General features: G+C 71.9%; 18 protein-coding genes. 17 read left to right on the top strand and 1 reads right to left on the bottom strand.

Features of this window, described 5'->3' with window-relative positions; all coding sequences use genetic code 11:
• Positions 1-18: 18 nt before the first annotated feature.
• Positions 19-2,472 (top strand): [protein-PII] uridylyltransferase, encoded by a 2,454-nt coding sequence (locus tag ACZ5GT_RS13235; protein ID WP_469020458.1) that lies wholly within the window; start codon positions 19-21, stop codon positions 2,470-2,472.
• 230 nt (positions 2,473-2,702) lie between these two features.
• On the top strand, positions 2,703-4,256 hold the full coding sequence (gene ffh, locus ACZ5GT_RS13240) for a signal recognition particle protein (protein WP_469020463.1): 1,554 nt from the start codon (positions 2,703-2,705) through the stop codon (positions 4,254-4,256).
• Between the two features lie 154 nt (positions 4,257-4,410).
• Here the strand turns inward: ffh and ACZ5GT_RS13245 are convergent, their stop codons facing one another.
• Positions 4,411-5,280, bottom strand: a complete 870-nt coding sequence (locus ACZ5GT_RS13245; protein WP_469020469.1) for a methyltransferase domain-containing protein — start codon at positions 5,278-5,280, stop codon at positions 4,411-4,413.
• Positions 5,281-5,477: 197 nt separating this feature from the next.
• Here ACZ5GT_RS13245 and proS point away from each other — a divergent pair, with 197 nt between their 5' ends.
• The 15 genes from proS to ACZ5GT_RS13320 all read left to right on the top strand — a co-directional run bounded on the left by proS (position 5,478) and on the right by ACZ5GT_RS13320 (position 17,287).
• Positions 5,478-6,893, top strand: coding sequence for a proline--tRNA ligase (proS, locus tag ACZ5GT_RS13250; RefSeq protein ID WP_469020475.1), 1,416 nt, complete (start codon positions 5,478-5,480; stop codon positions 6,891-6,893).
• Between the two features lie 260 nt (positions 6,894-7,153).
• A complete protein-coding gene (locus ACZ5GT_RS13255) occupies positions 7,154-7,750 on the top strand; it encodes a hypothetical protein (protein ID WP_360749821.1) in 597 nt (198 codons plus the stop codon).
• A 328-nt stretch (positions 7,751-8,078) separates the two neighbouring features.
• A complete protein-coding gene (gene rpsP / locus ACZ5GT_RS13260) occupies positions 8,079-8,507 on the top strand; it encodes a 30S ribosomal protein S16 (protein WP_351887286.1) in 429 nt (142 codons plus the stop codon).
• Between the two features lie 2 nt (positions 8,508-8,509).
• Positions 8,510-8,749: an RNA-binding protein gene (locus tag ACZ5GT_RS13265; protein WP_189926610.1), complete on the top strand. Its 240-nt coding sequence runs from the start codon at positions 8,510-8,512 to the stop codon at positions 8,747-8,749.
• A gap of 91 nt (positions 8,750-8,840) precedes the next feature.
• Positions 8,841-9,386, top strand: coding sequence for a ribosome maturation factor RimM (gene rimM / locus ACZ5GT_RS13270; RefSeq protein ID WP_469020481.1), 546 nt, complete (start codon positions 8,841-8,843; stop codon positions 9,384-9,386).
• Positions 9,383-10,216 (top strand): tRNA (guanosine(37)-N1)-methyltransferase TrmD, encoded by an 834-nt coding sequence (gene trmD / locus ACZ5GT_RS13275; RefSeq protein ID WP_469020484.1) that lies wholly within the window; start codon positions 9,383-9,385, stop codon positions 10,214-10,216. Before rimM ends, trmD begins: the two co-directional genes overlap by 4 nt.
• Positions 10,217-10,351: 135 nt before the next feature.
• On the top strand, positions 10,352-10,702 hold the full coding sequence (gene rplS / locus ACZ5GT_RS13280; RefSeq protein WP_360958476.1) for a 50S ribosomal protein L19: 351 nt from the start codon (positions 10,352-10,354) through the stop codon (positions 10,700-10,702).
• 45 nt (positions 10,703-10,747) lie between these two features.
• Positions 10,748-11,464, top strand: coding sequence for a signal peptidase I (gene lepB, locus ACZ5GT_RS13285; protein WP_469020487.1), 717 nt, complete (start codon positions 10,748-10,750; stop codon positions 11,462-11,464).
• Positions 11,457-12,563 (top strand): signal peptidase I, encoded by a 1,107-nt coding sequence (lepB, locus tag ACZ5GT_RS13290; protein ID WP_469020490.1) that lies wholly within the window; start codon positions 11,457-11,459, stop codon positions 12,561-12,563. Before lepB (ACZ5GT_RS13285) ends, lepB (ACZ5GT_RS13290) begins: the two co-directional genes overlap by 8 nt.
• Positions 12,451-13,446 (top strand): signal peptidase I, encoded by a 996-nt coding sequence (gene lepB / locus ACZ5GT_RS13295; RefSeq protein ID WP_469020493.1) that lies wholly within the window; start codon positions 12,451-12,453, stop codon positions 13,444-13,446. Before lepB (ACZ5GT_RS13290) ends, lepB (ACZ5GT_RS13295) begins: the two co-directional genes overlap by 113 nt.
• Before the next feature lie 124 nt (positions 13,447-13,570).
• The gene (gene lepB, locus ACZ5GT_RS13300; protein ID WP_469020499.1) at positions 13,571-14,350 is read left to right on the top strand and encodes a signal peptidase I; all 780 of its coding nucleotides are present in this window, start codon (positions 13,571-13,573) and stop codon (positions 14,348-14,350) included.
• Positions 14,340-14,846, top strand: coding sequence for an NUDIX hydrolase (locus ACZ5GT_RS13305; protein ID WP_469020502.1), 507 nt, complete (start codon positions 14,340-14,342; stop codon positions 14,844-14,846). The genes lepB (ACZ5GT_RS13300) and ACZ5GT_RS13305 overlap by 11 nt, the downstream gene beginning before the upstream one ends.
• A gap of 56 nt (positions 14,847-14,902) precedes the next feature.
• Positions 14,903-15,211: a DUF2469 domain-containing protein gene (locus ACZ5GT_RS13310; RefSeq protein ID WP_003965949.1), complete on the top strand. Its 309-nt coding sequence runs from the start codon at positions 14,903-14,905 to the stop codon at positions 15,209-15,211.
• A gap of 58 nt (positions 15,212-15,269) precedes the next feature.
• A complete protein-coding gene (locus ACZ5GT_RS13315) occupies positions 15,270-15,662 on the top strand; it encodes a YraN family protein (protein ID WP_469020504.1) in 393 nt (130 codons plus the stop codon).
• Positions 15,662-17,287, top strand: a complete 1,626-nt coding sequence (locus ACZ5GT_RS13320) for a YifB family Mg chelatase-like AAA ATPase (RefSeq protein WP_469020507.1) — start codon at positions 15,662-15,664, stop codon at positions 17,285-17,287. The genes ACZ5GT_RS13315 and ACZ5GT_RS13320 overlap by 1 nt, the downstream gene beginning before the upstream one ends.
• Positions 17,288-17,360 lie beyond the last annotated feature (73 nt).

The raw sequence follows: 17,360 nt of genomic DNA on the forward strand, positions 1-17,360 counted from the left end.
AAAGACAGGAGTCGCTGGGTGACGAGTACGGACGTACACAAGCAAGCAGATGACTCGGGACCCAGCGGCTACGCGGCGGCCCGGCTGCGCCTCCTCACCGAGGGGGCGCGGTCCGGGCCGCCGCGCCGTACGGCCCTCTCCGAGCTGACGGACGACTGGCTGTCGGGCCTGTTCGGCGCGGCGGCCGCGCGGCCGCGCGGGGTCTCCCTCGTCGCCGTCGGCGGCTACGGGCGCGGTGAGCTCTCGCCACGCAGCGACCTCGACCTGCTCCTGCTGCACGACGGCGGCGACACCAAGGCCGTCGCCGCCCTCGCCGACCGCCTCTGGTACCCCGTCTGGGACCTGGGCCTCGCCCTCGACCACTCCGTACGGACCCCCGCGGAGGCCCGCAGGACGGCCGGCGAGGACCTGAAGGTCCAGCTCGGCCTCCTGGACGCCCGCCACATCGCCGGCGACCTCGGCCTGACCACCGGTCTGCGCACGGCCGTCCTCGCCGACTGGCGCAACCAGGCGCCGCGGCGCCTGCCGGAACTGCGGGAGCTGTGCGCCGAACGGGCCGAACGCCAGGGCGAGCTGCAGTACCTGCTCGAACCCGACCTCAAGGAGGCCCGCGGCGGCCTCCGCGACGCCACCGCGCTGCGCGCCGTCGCCGCCTCCTGGCTGGCCGACGCCCCCCGCGAGGGCCTCGACGACGCCCGGCGCCGCCTCCTCGACGTCCGCGACGCCCTCCACCTGGCCACCGGCCGCGCCACCGACCGGCTCGCGCTGCAGGAGCAGGACCAGGTCGCCGCCGAGCTCGGCCTGCTGGACGCCGACACGCTGCTGCGGCAGGTCTACGAGGCGGCACGCGTCATCTCGTACGCCAGCGACGTCACCTGGCGCGAGGTGGGGCGCGTGCTCAGGTCGCGCGCCGTGCGGCCGCGCCTGCGCGCCCTCCTCGGCGGCGGCAAGCCGGCCACCGAGCGCTCCCCGCTGGCGGAGGGCGTGGTGGAACAGGACGGCGAGGTGGTGCTCGCCCGCGCCGCGCGCCCCGAACGCGACCCGGTGCTGCCGCTGCGCGCCGCGGCCGCCGCCGCGCAGGCCGGACTCCCGCTCTCCCTGCACGCCGTACGGCGCCTCGCGGCCACCGCGCGCCCCCTGCCCACGCCCTGGCCCGCCGAGGCGCGCGAGCAGCTGGTCACCCTGCTGGGCTCCGGACAGCCCACCGTCCCGGTCTGGGAGGCGCTGGAGGCCGAGGGCCTGATCACCCGCCTGCTGCCGGACTGGGAACGGGTGCGCTGCCGCCCCCAGCGCAACGCCGTGCACCTCTGGACCGTCGACCGGCACCTGATCGAGACCGCCGTGCGCGCCTCCGAGTTCACCCGCCGCGTCAGCCGCCCCGACCTCCTCCTGGTCGCCGCGCTGCTGCACGACATCGGCAAGGGCTGGCCCGGCGACCACTCGGTGGCCGGCGAGATCATCGCCAAGGACGTCGCCGCCCGCATCGGCTTCGACCACGCGGACGTCACCGTCCTCGCCACCCTCGTACGCCACCACCTGCTGCTGGTCGACACCGCCACCCGGCGAGACCTGGACGACCCGGACACCGTCCGCTCGGTCGCCGAGGCGGTCGGCACGCAGAGCACCCTGGAGCTGCTGCACGCCCTCACCGAGGCGGACGCGCTGGCCACCGGCCCGGCCGCCTGGTCGTCCTGGCGCGGCTCCCTCGTCGCCGACCTGGTCAGGCGGGTCTCGGCGGTGCTCGCCGGGGACCTCCTCGACGAGCCCGCGGCCGCCGCGCCCACCGCCGAGCAGGAACGTCTCGCCATCGAGGCGATAGCGACCGGCAGCCCGGTGCTGTCGCTGCGCGCCCAGACCGAGCCGCCGGCGCAGGACGAGCCCGCCGTGCCGGGCGAGCCGGAGCCGCTCGGCGTCGAACTGCTCATCGCCGTCCCCGACCAGCCGGGCGTGCTGCCCGCCGTCGCCGGCGTGCTGGCGCTGCACCGGCTCACCGTCCGCACCGCCGAGCTGCGGGCGCTGGAGCTGCCGGAAGGAGTCGAGGGCTCCGTGCTGCTGCTGGACTGGCGGGTCGCCGCCGAGTACGGCTCGCTGCCCCAGGCCGCCCGGCTGCGCGCCGACCTGGTCCGCGCGCTCGACGGCTCCCTCGACATCACGGGACGCCTCGCCGAGCGGGACGCCGCCTACCCGCGCCGCCGGGGCGTCGTGGCGCCGCCGCCCCGGGTGACCGTGGCGCCGGCCGCGTCCCGGCTCGCCACGGTGATCGAGGTCCGCGCCCAGGACGCCCCGGGGCTGCTGTTCCGGATCGGGCAGTCGCTGGAGGACGCGGCCGTCCGCGTGCGCAGCGCGCACGCGAGCACGCTCGGCGCCAACGCCGTCGACGCCTTCTATGTGACGACGCCCACGGGCTCACCGCTGCCGGCGCAGGAGGCGGAGGCGGTGGCGCGGAAGCTGGAGGACATGCTGCGGGGGTGACTTCCCGGTCGTGCGCTCGTTGGCGGTTGGCAGCAGTACAGCTCCCCGCCGTCGCGGGGATGATCCGGTGGCGGAGAGCCGATCGGAGACCGTCTCCAACTGTTCCCCGCCGCTGCGGGGATACGCCCCCGTCCACTGGTGTACAGCGGGCGGGGGCGATTTGCCTGCCGAGCCGGATACCCTGGAGGGCAGCCCAGCTCCGCCCCCGACCCCCGAGGACCGACGCCGCCGTGTTCGACACTCTCTCCGACCGCTTGTCAGCGACTTTCAAGGGCCTGCGCGGCAAAGGACGGCTTTCCGAGGCGGACATCGACGCCACGGCACGCGAGATCCGCATCGCACTCCTCGAAGCGGACGTGGCCCTGCCGGTCGTCCGCACGTTCATCAAGAACGTCAAGGAGCGCGCGCTCGGCGCCGAGGTCTCCAAGGCGCTCAACCCCGCGCAGCAGGTCCTCAAGATCGTCAACGACGAGCTCGTCCGCGTGCTCGGCGGCGAGACCCGGCGCCTGCGCTTCGCCAAGCAGCCGCCGACGGTGATCATGCTGGCGGGTCTGCAGGGTGCCGGTAAGACCACCCTCGCGGGCAAGCTCGGCCGGTGGCTGAAGGAGCAGGGCCACTCGCCGCTGCTGGTCGCCTGCGACCTCCAGCGCCCCAACGCCGTCAACCAGCTCAGCGTGGTCGCCGAGCGGGCCGGCGTCGCCGTCTACGCGCCGGAGCCGGGCAACGGCGTGGGCGACCCGGTCAAGGTCGCGAGCGACTCCATCGACTACGCGAAGTCCAAGGTCCACGACATCGTGATCGTGGACACCGCCGGCCGCCTGGGCATCGACCAGGAGATGATGCAGCAGGCCGCGGACATCCGCGACGCCGTCCGCCCCGACGAGATCCTGTTCGTCGTCGACGCGATGATCGGCCAGGACGCGGTCAACACTGCCGAGGCCTTCCGCGACGGCGTCGGCTTCGACGGCGTGGTGCTCTCCAAGCTCGACGGCGACGCCCGCGGTGGTGCGGCCCTGTCGATCCGCGAGATCACCGGCAAGCCGATCATGTTCGCGTCGAACGGCGAGAAGCTCGACGACTTCGACGCGTTCCACCCGGACCGGATGGCCTCCCGCATCCTCGACATGGGTGACCTGCTCACCCTGATCGAGCAGGCGGAGAAGACCTTCAGCCAGGAAGAGGCCGCCAAGATGGCCTCCAAGCTGGCGTCCAAGAAGGGCCAGGACTTCACCCTCGACGACTTCCTGGCCCAGATGGAGCAGGTCAGGAAGATGGGCTCCATCTCCAAGCTGCTCGGCATGCTCCCGGGCATGGGCCAGATCAAGGACCAGATCAACAACCTCGACGAGCGGGACGTCGACCGCACGGCCGCGATCATCAAGTCGATGACCCCGATCGAGCGCCAGGACCCCACGATCATCAACGGCTCGCGCCGCGCCCGCATCGCCAAGGGCTCCGGCGTCGAGGTGAGCGCGGTCAAGAACCTCGTCGAGCGGTTCTTCGAGGCCCGCAAGATGATGTCCCGCATGGCCCAGGGCGGCGGCATGCCGGGCATGCCGGGGATGCCGGGCATGGGCGGCGGCCCCGGCCGCAGCAAGAAGCAGCCGAAGAAGACCAAGGGCAAGCAGCGCTCCGGCAACCCGATGAAGCGCAAGCAGCAGGAGCAGGAGGAGGCCGCTCGCCGTGCCGCCGCCGCGCAGGGCGGCAGCGCCTTCGGCCTGCCGGGCCAGCAGCCCGGCCAGGAGTTCGAGCTGCCGGACGAGTTCAAGAAGTTCATGGGCTGACCGCCCGCCGCACGCATGACCGGGGGCGCCTCCCGGATCCGGAAGGCGCCCCCGGTCATGCGTGTCTGTGTCCTCTTCCCTCTGCTTCTTTCTTCGTTCTTTCTTCCGTGCTTCTTTCACCGTCCCTTTCCGGCCGATCTGCCGGGCCGGGCGGTCACGGGACGCGGGCGATCAGGTACCGGAACACGTTCGGCATCCACACCGTGCCGTCGCCGCGCAGATGCGGGTGCAGCGCCTCGGTCAGCTCCTTGTCCACCTGCGCCTGGTCGGTGGCGGTGATCGCCGCGTCGAACAGGCCGGTGGACAGCAGGCCCTTCAGTGCGCTGCCCACATCGGCGTACCCGAACGGGCAGGACACCCGCCCGGAGCCGTCCGGCCGCAGCCCGGCCCGCTCGGCGACCTCCTCCAGGTCGTCCCGGAGGGCGGGGCGCCAGCTGCCCGCGCCGCGCAGCGGTTCCGCCAGCTCGGCGGCCACCCGCAGCACGGACGACGTGGCGCATCGCTCCGGCGGACCCCAGCCGGCGAGCACCACGGCCGCCCCACGCTCGGCGAGCGGTTTCGCCGCCCGCAGCGTCTCGCCGAGCCCCTCGGAGTCGCCCGCGAGGCACCCGATCGGCGCGAAGGCGGTCACCAGGTTGTACGCGGGCGTCTCCGCGTCGGCCGCGTCCCCGGGTGAGCCTTCGACGAAGCGGGTGCGCGGCCGCGGGCGGGTGTCCGGGCGGGTGTCCCAGCCGTCCGGCAGCAGCCGCCGGCGGGCGAGGGCCAGCAGCGCGGGAGAGGAATCGACACCGGTGACGGCCGTGGCGCCTCTCGACGCGGCCAGCAGCAGGGCCAGCCCGGAGCCGCAGCCGAGGCCCAGCAGCCGGGTGCCGGCGCCCACTCCGAGCCGCTCGTAGACGGTTTCGTAGAGCGGTACCAGCATCCGCTCCTGGATCTCCGACCAGTCACGCGCGCGTGCACACAGGTCCACGCGGGGTGCGGCGCCCGCGTGGGGCGAGTGCTGCCGCACGAGCGTAGGTGTCATCTGAAGTGCCCCAATCCGCCGAGTCTTGCAGCTGATCCCGTTTCCGTGGCCCCCGTGGCATGCGCTCGCGTTCCCCCGTATGCCAGGTAACTCCGCACCCGCAGCCGCGTCCAGGGTTCTCGGCGCCCCGCTTGCGCCCTGCGCGCGCCAGTGGCGAGATTTCACCTCCCGGTAATCCGGGCCCGTACGATCGCGCCATGGCAAAGGCACCCGTTCTCACGCCGCAGGCGGACGACTTCCCGCGCTGGTACCAGGATCTGATCAACAAGGCGGAGCTGGCCGACAACGGACCGGTGCGCGGCACCATGGTCATCCGACCGTACGGCTACGGGCTGTGGGAGCGGATGCAGGCCGAGATGGACGCCCGCATCAAGGCCACCGGCACCCAGAACGCGTACTTCCCGCTGCTGATCCCGCAGTCGTACCTCACCAAGGAGGCCGATCACGTCGAGGGCTTCGCGCCCGAGCTCGCCGTGGTCACGCACGGCGGCGGCAAGGAGCTGGAGGAGCCCGCAGTCGTCCGGCCCACCTCCGAGATGATCGTCAACGACTACTTCTCGAAGTGGGTGCAGAGCTACCGCGACCTGCCGCTGCTGATCAACCAGTGGGCCAACGTGGTGCGCTGGGAACTCCGGCCGCGTCTGTTCCTGCGCACGACGGAGTTCCTGTGGCAGGAGGGCCACACCGCGCACGCCACCTTCGAGGAGGCCCGCGACTTCGCCGCGCACATCCACCGCCGGGTCTACGAGGACTTCATGGTGAACGTCCTCGCGATGGACGTCGTCCCGGGCCGCAAGACGGCCCGGGAGCGCTTCGCCGGCGCCGTCAACACCCTGACCCTCGAAGGCATGATGGGCGACGGCAAGGCCCTGCAGATGGCCACCAGCCACGAGCTGGGCCAGAACTTCGCCAAGGCCTTCGACACCCGGTACCTGTCGAAGGACGGCCGGCAGGAACTGGTCTGGCAGACCTCCTGGGGCTCGACCACCCGCATGATCGGCGCCCTGGTGATGATGCACGGCGACGACGACGGCCTGCGGGTCCCGCCGCGCCTCGCCCCGACCCAGGTCGTCGTGGTGGCGGTCAAGGACGACGACGCGGTGGTCGCCGCGGTCCGCGGGATCGGCGACCGGCTGCGCGCGGCCGGCCTGCGGGTGACGGTGGACGACCGCACGGACACCCCCTTCGGGCGCCGTGCCGTCGACTGGGAGCTCAAGGGCGTTCCGGTGCGCGTCGAGGTCGGCCCGCGTGACCTGGCGGCCGGCACCGCGATGCTGGTCCGCCGGATCCCGGGCGGCAAGGAGCCGGTCGCGCTGGACTCGCTCGCCGCCCTGCTCCCGGCGATCCTCGAAGAGGACCAGGCGCTGCTGCTGGCGCAGTCCCGCGAGCGCCGCGAGTCCCGCACGGCGGAGGTGTCGACTCTCCCTGAGGCCGTCGAGGCCGCCGGCGCCGGCGGCTGGGCGCGCATCCCGTGGGCGGCCCTCGGCGAGGAGGGCGAGGCCGCGCTGGCCGAGCACGGGGTGACCGTACGGTGTCTGGTCGCCGAGGACGGGTCGGTTCCGGCGGCCGACGACGCACCCGGTAACGTCGCGGTCGTCGCACGCGCTTACTGAGACAGCGCCCTCCGTCCCCCGGGCGACCGAAACGCCTCTTGCGCATCCACGGATCGCGGCCGCACCGGCGCGTGGACACCGTCCGGCAGCCGGTGCGTACCGGGGACTACGCACCAGCTTGGTAGGAGCTGCGCGGCTTCTCCGCAGATCAGCGCACCCGCCCTCGTCAGGACGCATCAGCGGCAACTGACGGGTAAGTGCAAATTATTTGGGATGCCCCGGAATCGGAACACAGCGGCACCCCCGCTCGTTGTCATTACGTGAGCACGACACAGACACCACCTGTTCTCGCCGCAGAGCTGGCAGAGGCGTGGGCCGACATTCAGCGGTACCACCCCGAACTGCCCGATCTGGCGGCGCCCGAGTCCCTGATCGGAGAGTCGTCGTCCGCGTGCGGTCACGAGCTCTCCTTCGAGCGGCTGCTGCATGAGGCAGTCCATGGCATCGCCGCCGCGCGCGGCGTGCGCGACACCTCCCGCGCCGGCCGCTACCACAACCGCAGATTCCTCGCCATCGCCGAGGAGCTGGGCCTGGACCACCCCGAGGAACCGCACCCCAGCAGCGGCTTCTCGCTGGTCACGCTCAGCCCCGAGGCCAAGAGCCGCTACCGCCCGACGATCGAGCGGCTGCAGCGGGCTCTGAAGGCCCACACGGCCGCCACCTCCGCCGACACCTCCCGCACCTTCCGCGGCCCGGCGGCCCGCCACGGCTCCTCCGGGGGCGGCGTGCGGGTCAAGGCCGTCTGCGACTGCGGGCGCAACGTACGGGTCGTCCCGTCGGTGCTGGCCCAGGCGCCGATCGTGTGCGGCGGGTGCGGCAAGCCGTTCCGGATCCCCGAGGTCGCGGGAGCGGCGTAACCGCCCGGCGTCGTACCGGCATCTCGTGGCTGCCGGTGCGGCGTGCGGCCCGAGGGCGCCGCCGTCCTCGGCTCCCCCTCGCCACGCCGACCGCGCATCCGGCGACCCCGCCTCCGCGCCGGATGCCGATCAGGCGTGCCCGGGACGGCCCGGGCCGCCCCCGGAGGAAGGGACCCGCCGGGTATGGCACAATGGCTAGCTGTACTCGACAGCCGCACAGGACCCCTCTCTCCTCCGGCTGACGCGTCCATCGGGCACTCGGGTACCGCAACCCCACGCGGCCGTCTCGCCGTGCCCAACCACGTCAAATCCAGGAGAACCCACTCCCGTGGCAGTCAAGATCAAGCTGAAGCGTCTGGGCAAGATCCGTTCGCCTCACTACCGCATCGTCGTCGCCGACTCCCGTACCCGTCGTGACGGTCGTGCGATCGAGGAGATCGGCCTGTACCACCCGGTGCAGAACCCCTCGCGCATCGAGGTCGACGCCGAGCGCGTGGCGTACTGGCTCTCCGTCGGCGCCCAGCCGACCGAGCCCGTTCTCGCCATCCTGAAGAAGACCGGCGACTGGCAGAAGTTCAAGGGCGAGCCCGCCCCGGCTCCGCTGCTGCAGCCGGCCGAGAAGGCCACGCGTCCGTCGTTCGAGGCCCTCGGTGGCGAAGACGAGGGCAAGGGTGAGGCCATCACCCAGAAGAAGAAGGCTGAGAAGAAGGACGAGGCAGCCGCTGCGTCCTCTTCGTCTGAGTCGACCGAGGCCTGAGCATGCTCGAGGAGGCTCTCGAGCACCTCGTGAAGGGCATCGTCGACAACCCTGACGATGTGCAGGTCGCCTCGCGCAACCTGCGCCGCGGGCGCGTGCTCGAGGTCCGGGTACACCCGGACGACCTCGGCAAGGTGATCGGCCGCAACGGCCGCACCGCACGCGCTCTGCGCACCGTCGTGGGCGCCATCGGCGGCCGCGGTGTCCGCGTCGACCTCGTCGACGTCGACCACATCCGCTGACGCCGAAACGCAGCACGCAGCACCGGCTCGGGCCGGGGAGGGCCAGTGAGCCGTCCCCGGCCCGTAGCCGTATGACAGGAGACCCATACAAGTGCAGCTGGTAGTCGCGCGGATCGGCCGCGCCCACGGCATCAAGGGCGAGGTCACCGTCGAGGTCCGTACCGACGAGCCGGAGCTGCGGCTCGCGCCCGGCGCCGTCCTGTTCACGGATCCCGCCTCGGTGGGACCGCTCACCATCGAGACCGGCCGCGTCCACAGCGGCCGCCTGCTCCTGCGCTTCGAGGGCGTCGCCGACCGCAACGCCGCCGAGGCCCTGCGCAACACCCTCCTGATCGCCGAGATCGACCCGGAGGAGCTGCCCGAGGAGGAGGACGAGTACTACGACCACCAGCTCATCGACCTCGACGTGGTGACGAAGGACGGCGTGGAGGTGGGCCGGATCACCGAGATCTCGCACCTGCCCTCGCAGGACCTGTTCATCGTGGAGCGGCCCGACGGCAGCGAGGTGATGATCCCGTTCGTCCAGGAGATCGTCACCGAGATCGACCTCGAGGAGCAGAAGGCCGTCGTCGACCCGCCCCCCGGGCTGATCGACGACCGGGCGGAGACCGCCTCCAGCAGGGACGAGGACGCATGAGACTCGACGTCGTCACGATCTTCCCCGAGTACCTCGAACCGCTGAACGTCTCCCTGGTCGGCAAGGCACGCGCGCGGGGACAGCTGGACGTGCACGTCCACGACCTGCGCTCCTGGACCTACGACCGCCACAACACTGTCGACGACACCCCGTACGGCGGCGGCCCCGGCATGGTCATGAAGACCGAGCCCTGGGGGGACGCCCTCGACGAGATCCTCGCCGACGGCTACGAGACGGGCTCCCGCGCGCCCGCCCTGATCGTCCCCACCCCCAGCGGCCGGCCCTTCACCCAGGAACTCGCCGTCGAACTCTCCGAGCGCCCCTGGCTGGTCTTCACACCGGCGCGTTACGAGGGCATCGACCGCCGGGTCGTAGACGAGTACGCGACCCGCGTGCCCGTCTACGAGGTGTCCATCGGCGACTACGTCCTCGCGGGCGGCGAGGCGGCCGTCCTCGTGGTCACCGAGGCGGTGGCCCGGCTGCTGCCCGGCGTTCTCGGCAACGCCGAGTCCCACCGCGACGACTCCTTCGCCCCCGGCGCCATGGCCAGCCTCCTCGAAGGTCCCGTCTACACCAAGCCGCCCGAGTGGCGCGGCCGCGCGATACCCGACGTGCTGCTCAGCGGCCACCACGGCAAGATCGCGCGCTGGCGCCGTGACGAGGCCCTGCGGCGCACCACGGCCAACCGCCCCGACCTCATCGAACGGTGCGAGCCGAAGGCCTTCGACAAGAAGGACCGCGAGATGCTCTCGATCCTGGGCTGGTCACCCGACCCGGCGGGGGAGCCGTACGGCCGATTTTGGCGCAGGCCCCAGGGCGTGGAAGAATAGGCCGCTGCTGTGCGCCGTCCGGTGTGGCGCCCCTGCCACAGGGGGACACGACGCCCGCCCCGACCGCGCACGGCCCCGTTCCGAAAACCCCGTTCCCGTTGATGACCTGTGGCATCAGCGAAGAAAGCAGACGAAATGTCTCACCTGCTCGACACCGTCGACTCCGCGTCGCTGCGCAGCGACATCCCGGCCTTCCGCCCCGGTGACACCGTCAACGTCCACGTCCGCGTCATCGAGGGCAACCGCTCCCGTGTGCAGCAGTTCAAGGGCGTGGTGATCCGCCGCCAGGGTTCCGGCGTGCGCGAGACCTTCACCGTCCGCAAGGTCTCCTTCTCCGTCGGCGTCGAGCGCACCTTCCCGGTGCACACCCCGATCGTGGAGAAGATCGAGCTCGTCACCCGCGGTGACGTGCGTCGCGCCAAGCTGTACTACCTGCGCGAGCTGCGCGGCAAGGCGGCGAAGATCAAGGAGAAGCGCGACAACTGAGCGCTTCCCGGTGGTCTCAGCGGGGGCGGATAGCATCTGACCCCGATGGACACCGAAGCACAGTCGACGGAGCGCGACCGCTCCCCGCACCCTTCCGATTCCGAGGAGACCTCGGACACCGGAGGGCGCGAGGGGCGGTCGCGTTCGTCGTGGGCGGCGCGGATCACCGACTGGCTGCCCGGCGGGCGGATCACCCTGACCCTGCTGGCCTGCCTGGCGTTCCTGCTGCTCCTCAGCACGTTCGTGGTGCAACCTTTCCAGATTCCAAGCCCATCCATGGAACAGGGATTGAGGATCGGGGACCGCGTTCTCGTAAATAAGTTGGCGTACCGTTTCGGTGCCGAGCCGCGGCGGGGCGATGTGGTCGTGTTCGACGGAACCGGGTATTTCGGGGATGCCGACTACATCAAGCGCGTTGTGGGTGTGGGGGGAGACCACGTGGTCTGCTGCGACGAGGAGGGCAGGATCGAGGTGAACGGCCGGCCGGTCGACGAGTCGACCTTCCTGTACCCCGGTGACAGTCCGTCCACGGTGCCCTTCGACGTCGTCGTGCCGAACGGCACCCTCTTCGTCCTCGGCGACCACCGCAGCGACTCCGCCGACTCCCGCGACCACCTGGGCTCGCCCGGCGGCGGCATGATCCCGGTCGGCCGGGTCGTCGGCCGGGCGGACTGGATCGTGTGGCCGTCCGCCCACTGGGTCCGGCTGCACCGCCCCAGCGCCTACGCGCGCGTGCCCGCGCCGGGCGGTGCCCATGGGTAACCGCGGCAAACCGCGCCGCACGGGGCCGACCAGCCCTTTCGGCACCGAGGACCTGCTGCCCACCGGCTCCCGCCGTACCTCCGCCCCGTCCGTCGGCGGCCGTAGCCGCGCCGAGCGGCGCAAACTGCAGCGCAAGGTGAAACGAAAGCGCAGGCGCGGCGCGGTCAAGGAGATACCGCTGCTCGTCGGCGTCGCCGTCCTCATCGCACTGGTCCTGAAGACCTTCCTGGTCCAGGCGTTCGTGATCCCGTCCGGCTCCATGGAGCAGACGATCCGCATCGGCGACCGCGTCCTGGTCGACAAGTTCACGCCATGGTTCGGCTCCAAGCCCGAGCGCGGGGACGTCGTCGTCTTCAAGGACCCCGGCGGCTGGCTCCAGGACGAGCAGACCACGACGAAGAAGAACGACCCCGTCGTCGTCAAGCAGGTCAAGGAAGGGCTGACCTTCATCGGCCTGCTGCCGTCCGCTGACGACAAGGACCTCATCAAGCGGGTCGTCGGCGTGGGCGGCGACCACGTCAAGTGCTGCGACAGCCAGGGACGCGTCACCGTCAACGGCGTGCCGCTGAACGAGGGCGCCTACCTGTACCCCGGGAACACCCCGTCCGACCAGCAGTTCGACATCACCGTCCCGCAGGGGCGGCTGTGGGTGATGGGCGACCACCGGGCCAATTCGGCGGACTCCCGGGCGCACCAGAACACCGACTACGGCGGCACGGTCTCCGAGGACTCGGTGGTGGGCCGGGCCATGGTCATCGCCTGGCCGTTCGGTCACTGGACCACCTTGAAAGAACCTAAAACTTTCGCCTCGGTGTCCGACTCAGTGTCGGGGACGACCGCGTCCTCGCGGCTGTCGCATAGGGTTGCCTCCGAGGAACCGAACGGAACGATCCGACTCCCGAGCCCTGCGGAACTCCCGCTCGTTATGGGAGTAGTGGGCCTGCACCGCGCATGGAGCAGGCAGCGGCCGAGAGTAAGGAGTTGGCGTGGGGGATGTGGCGGTTGGCGCACGGTCCGGGCACGACGGCGAGGAGCACCGCGGACGCCCCGCGGAATCAGCCGCCCCGGCCGCGGACGGCGCCGTGACCTCCGGGAGTGACGCCGGGGCGGCCGGGGACGGCCCCACGGACGAGCACGCCCGCGAGCAGAACCCCGGGCCGCGGGACGACGGACCGGGCGACTCGACCCCCAAGCAGCGCAAGCAGCGTTCCTTCTGGAAGGAACTGCCCATCCTGATCGGCATCGCGCTGGTGCTGGCGCTGCTGATCAAGACCTTCCTGGTGCAGGCGTTCTCGATCCCGTCCGACTCGATGCAGAACACCCTCCAGCAGGGTGACCGGGTCCTCGTCGACAAGCTGACGCCCTGGTTCGGTTCCGAGCCCGAGCGCGGCGAGGTCGTCGTCTTCCACGACCCCGACAACTGGCTGGCGGGCGAGCCCACGCCCAACCCGAACGCGCTGCAGAAGGTGCTCAGTTGGATCGGCCTGATGCCGTCCGCCGAGGAGAAGGACCTCATCAAGCGCGTCATCGGCGTCGGCGGCGACACGATCTCCTGCAAGGGCAGCGGCCCGGTGAAGGTCAACGGCAAGGCGCTGAACGAGACGTCGTTCGTCTACGCGGGCAACACGCCCTGCAGCGTCGACGACCAGGGCGGCCAGTTCACGGTGAAGGTCCCCAAGGGCTACATCTGGGTCATGGGCGACCACCGGCAGAACTCGCGTGACTCCCGCTACAACCGGGACGACAAGCACAACGGCATGGTCCCGGTGAGCAAGGTCGTCGGACGTGCCGTCGTCATCGCCTGGCCGATCAACCGCTGGGACACCCTCCCGGTCCCGGACACCTTCGACCAGCCGGGCCTGAACGACCGGTCGTCGGCGTCCGCCGCCCTGACGGCGGCCCCGGACGCGCTGGCGCTGGCCGGTGCGGTGCCGGTGGTGCTGTGGCGGCGCCGGCGCGGTGTGGCGGCCGAGAACGGCTGAGGCCCGCCGGGGGCGCGCCCGGGCAGCGGTGCGGGCCGCCGTGTGAAACGCCGGTGGAGCATGTGACCGTGCTCGCTCCGGAAGGGCTGACCGGGTCAGGTACCGCCGGGTAGGGTGCGGACCCATGGGTGGCGAGAGCACGACGCGTACGGCCCCGCGCAGCGGCGGCACAGGCACCGGCCCGGTGGGCGGCAGGACCGGACAGCGACTGTCCGGACTGGCCGTCGCGCTGGGCATTGTGCTGTTCCTCGGAGGGTTCGCCTGGGGAGCGGTGGTCTACCGCCCGTACACGGTGCCCACCAGTTCGATGTCGCCGACGATCGACGCCGGGGACCGGGTGCTGGCGCAGCGGGTCGACGGCGGCGAGGTCCGCCGGGGCGACGTCGTCGTCTTCAAGGACAAGAGCTGGGTCACCAACGCCGCCGTGGTCAAGCGCGTGGTCGCGGTCGGCGGCGACCGGGTGTCCTGCTGCACGGACGGCAAGCTGACCGTCAACGGCAAGCAGATCGACGAGCCGTACCTGCCCGAGGGCAGCCTGGCCGAGATCAAGAACTTCCCCAGCGTCACCGTCCCCAAGGGCCGGCTGTTCCTGCTCGGCGACGAGCGGCAGGGTTCCCTCGACTCCACCGCCCACCTCACGGACGCGGCCAACGGCACGGTCGCGCGCGGTGCCGTGACGGCCCGCGTGGACGCCGTCGTCTGGCCGATGGACGGCATGCTGAAGAAGCCGACCGGGTTCGAGGCGCTCGGCGCGCTGTCCTCGCCGGGTCCGCTGCGCACGATCGTCACCCTGATCGTCGTCGGCGCGGTGCTCGTGCTCGGCGGCGGCGCGTACGGGCCCGTCGCCGACCGGCTGGGGGGCCGTCGCTCCCGTACCGGAACGGAGCCCGTGGGTGCCCGCTGAGGAACCCGGCCCGGACGGGCTGCGCAGGGTGGCACGCGTGGTCCTGCTCGATCCGCACGACCGGATCCTGCTGCTGCACGGCCACGAGCCGGACGATCCGGCCGACGACTGGTGGTTCACGCCCGGCGGCGGTCTGGAGGGCGCCGAGACTCGTGAGGAGGCCGCCCTCAGGGAACTCGCCGAGGAGACCGGCATCACGGAGGTGGAACTCGGTCCGGTGCTGTGGCGGCGGACGTGCTCGTTCCCGTTCGCGGGCCGCCGCTGGGACCAGGACGAGTGGTACTACCTGGCCCGTACGAGCCAGACCGTGACCGAGGCCGCGGGCCTCACGGAGCTGGAACGGCGCAGCGTCGCCGGAGCGCGCTGGTGGACGTGTCAGGAACTGACCCGGGCACATGAGACGGTGTATCCGACCAGACTCGCCGAGCTGCTGAGCAGGCTGCTCGACGAAGGTCCCCCGGCCGGGCCCGTGACCCTGGACACCGAAATCGTCTAGGGGCTGGCGGGACTGGCGCACAATGGTGGGATCGCACGGCTGAAGGGGAACATGCCATGAGCGCCGAGGACCTCGAGAAGTACGAGACCGAGATGGAGCTGAAGCTCTACCGGGAGTACCGCGATGTCGTCGGTCTGTTCAAATACGTGATCGAGACCGAGCGGCGTTTCTACCTGACCAACGACTACGAGATGCAGGTGCACTCGGTCCAGGGAGAGGTGTTCTTCGAGGTGTCGATGGCGGATGCCTGGGTGTGGGACATGTACCGGCCGGCTCGTTTCGTGAAGCAGGTCCGCGTACTCACGTTCAAGGACGTGAACATCGAGGAGCTGAACAAGAGCGACCTGGAGCTCCCCGGCGGGTGACGGAGTTGTCCACAACCGGTGAGTAGTCCACCGGGCCGAGCACGGTCGGGCCGGATGCGTGACGGTTGGCGCCGGAGGTGGTGCCGACATGAACGCACGAGGCGCGCTCGGCAGGTACGGCGAGGAACTCGCCGCGCGGCGGCTGGCCGAGGCCGGGATGACCGTTCTGGGACGCAACTGGTGGTGCGGCCGGACGGGTGAGATCGACATCGTCGCCCGGGACGGCGACGTCCTGGTGATCTGCGAGGTCAAGACCCGCCGGGCGGGCTCCTTCCAGCATCCGATGGCCGCCGTCACCCCGGTCAAGGCCGACCGGCTGCGCGGGCTGGCGGAGCGCTGGGCGCAGGAGCACGGAGGCGCTCCACCGGGAGGCGTCCGCATCGACCTGATCGGCGTCCTGCTCCCCGACCGCGGCGCCGCCGTGGTCGAGCACGCGCGGGGGGTGGCGTGATGGGGTTCGCCCGCACGTGCTCGGTGGCGCTGGTCGGCGTCGAGGGCGTGCTGGTCGAGGTCCAGGCCGATCTGGAACCGGGCGTGGCGGCGTTCACGCTGGTGGGGCTGCCGGACAAGAGCCTGTCGGAGAGCCGGGACCGGGTACGGGCGGCCGTGGTCAACTCGGGCGGCGAGTGGCCACAGAAGAAGCTGACGGTCGGACTCAGCCCGGCTTCGGTGCCCAAGGCCGGCAGCGGCTTCGACCTCGCCGTGGCGTGCGCGGTGCTCGGCGCGGCCGAGCGGATCGACCCGCGGGTGCTCGCCGACATCGTGATGATCGGGGAACTGGGGCTGGACGGACGGGTGCGTCCGGTGCGGGGCATCCTTCCGGCGGTGCTCGCCGCGGCCGACGCCGGCTACGAGCAGGTCGTCGTGCCGGAGTGCGCCGCCGCCGAGGCGTCCCTGGTGCCCGGCGTGTCCGTGCTCGGAGTGCGCACCCTGCGGCAGCTGATCGCCGTCCTGGCCGACGAACCCGTGCCCGAGGAGGAACCGGACGAGCAGGGGCGCCCGGACCCGCTCCTCGCGGGCCTGCGCGTGCCGGGCGCCGGCGCGGCCACCGGGAGGCACACCGCGGGCGCCGCACCGCACGAGCAGGGCCACGACTTGGCCGACGTGGTGGGACAACTCTCGGCGAGGACGGCGGTGGAGGTGGCCGCGGCGGGCCGCCACCACCTGTTCCTCGAAGGTCCGCCGGGCGCCGGCAAGACGATGCTGGCGGAGCGGCTGCCCGCCGTGTTGCCCCCGCTCACCCGCCAGGAGTCCCTGGAGGTCACCGCGGTGCACTCGGTGGCCGGGCTGCTGCCGCCGGGCAAACCCCTGATCGACGTGGCCCCCTACTGCGCCCCGCACCACTCGGCGACGATGCAGTCCCTGGTGGGAGGCGGCCCCAACACCGCCCGGCCCGGCGCCGTGTCACTGTCCCACCGGGGCGTCCTGTTTTTGGACGAGACACCCGAATTCAGCAGCAAGGCCCTCGACGCGCTGCGGCAGCCCCTGGAGGCCGGGCATGTGGTGATCGCCCGCAGCGCCGGTGTGGTGCGGTTCCCGGCGAAGTTCCTCATGGTGCTCGCCGCCAATCCCTGCCCGTGCGGCCGCTTCTCGCGGACCGACGACTTCTGCGAGTGTCCGCCCTCGGTGATCCGCCGCTACCAGGCCCGGCTGTCCGGACCGCTGCTCGACCGCGTCGACCTGCGGGTCGAGGTCGACCGCGTCACCCGCGCCGAGCTCACCGGGCGCGGTGCCCGGGGCGAGAGCACGGCGACGGTCGCCGACCGGGTGCGGGCGGCCAGGGAGCGGGCCGCGGCCCGGCTCGCGGGCACCCCGTGGCGCACCAACGGCGAGGTGCCCGGCCGGGAACTGCGCGGCCGCTGGCGGGCCGCGGCGGGCGCGATGGACGAGGCGGAACGCCACCTGGAGCGGGGCGTCCTGACCGCACGCGGCATCGACCGGGTACTGCGGGTCGCCTGGACCGTCGCCGACCTGTCCGGCCACGACCGGCCCGACGCGGCGGACGTCGCCCTGGCACTGCAACTGCGCACCGGCGTGCCACGCGGGGTGCCGATGGCGATCGGGGCGCTGACATGAACACCGGCACCAGCACCGGCGGCGCCGGCAGCCCGACCGGCCGCGACCGGGCCCCGGACAGCGACAACCGCGA

The sequence above is a fragment of the Streptomyces sp. NPDC031340 genome, from assembly GCF_055569945.1.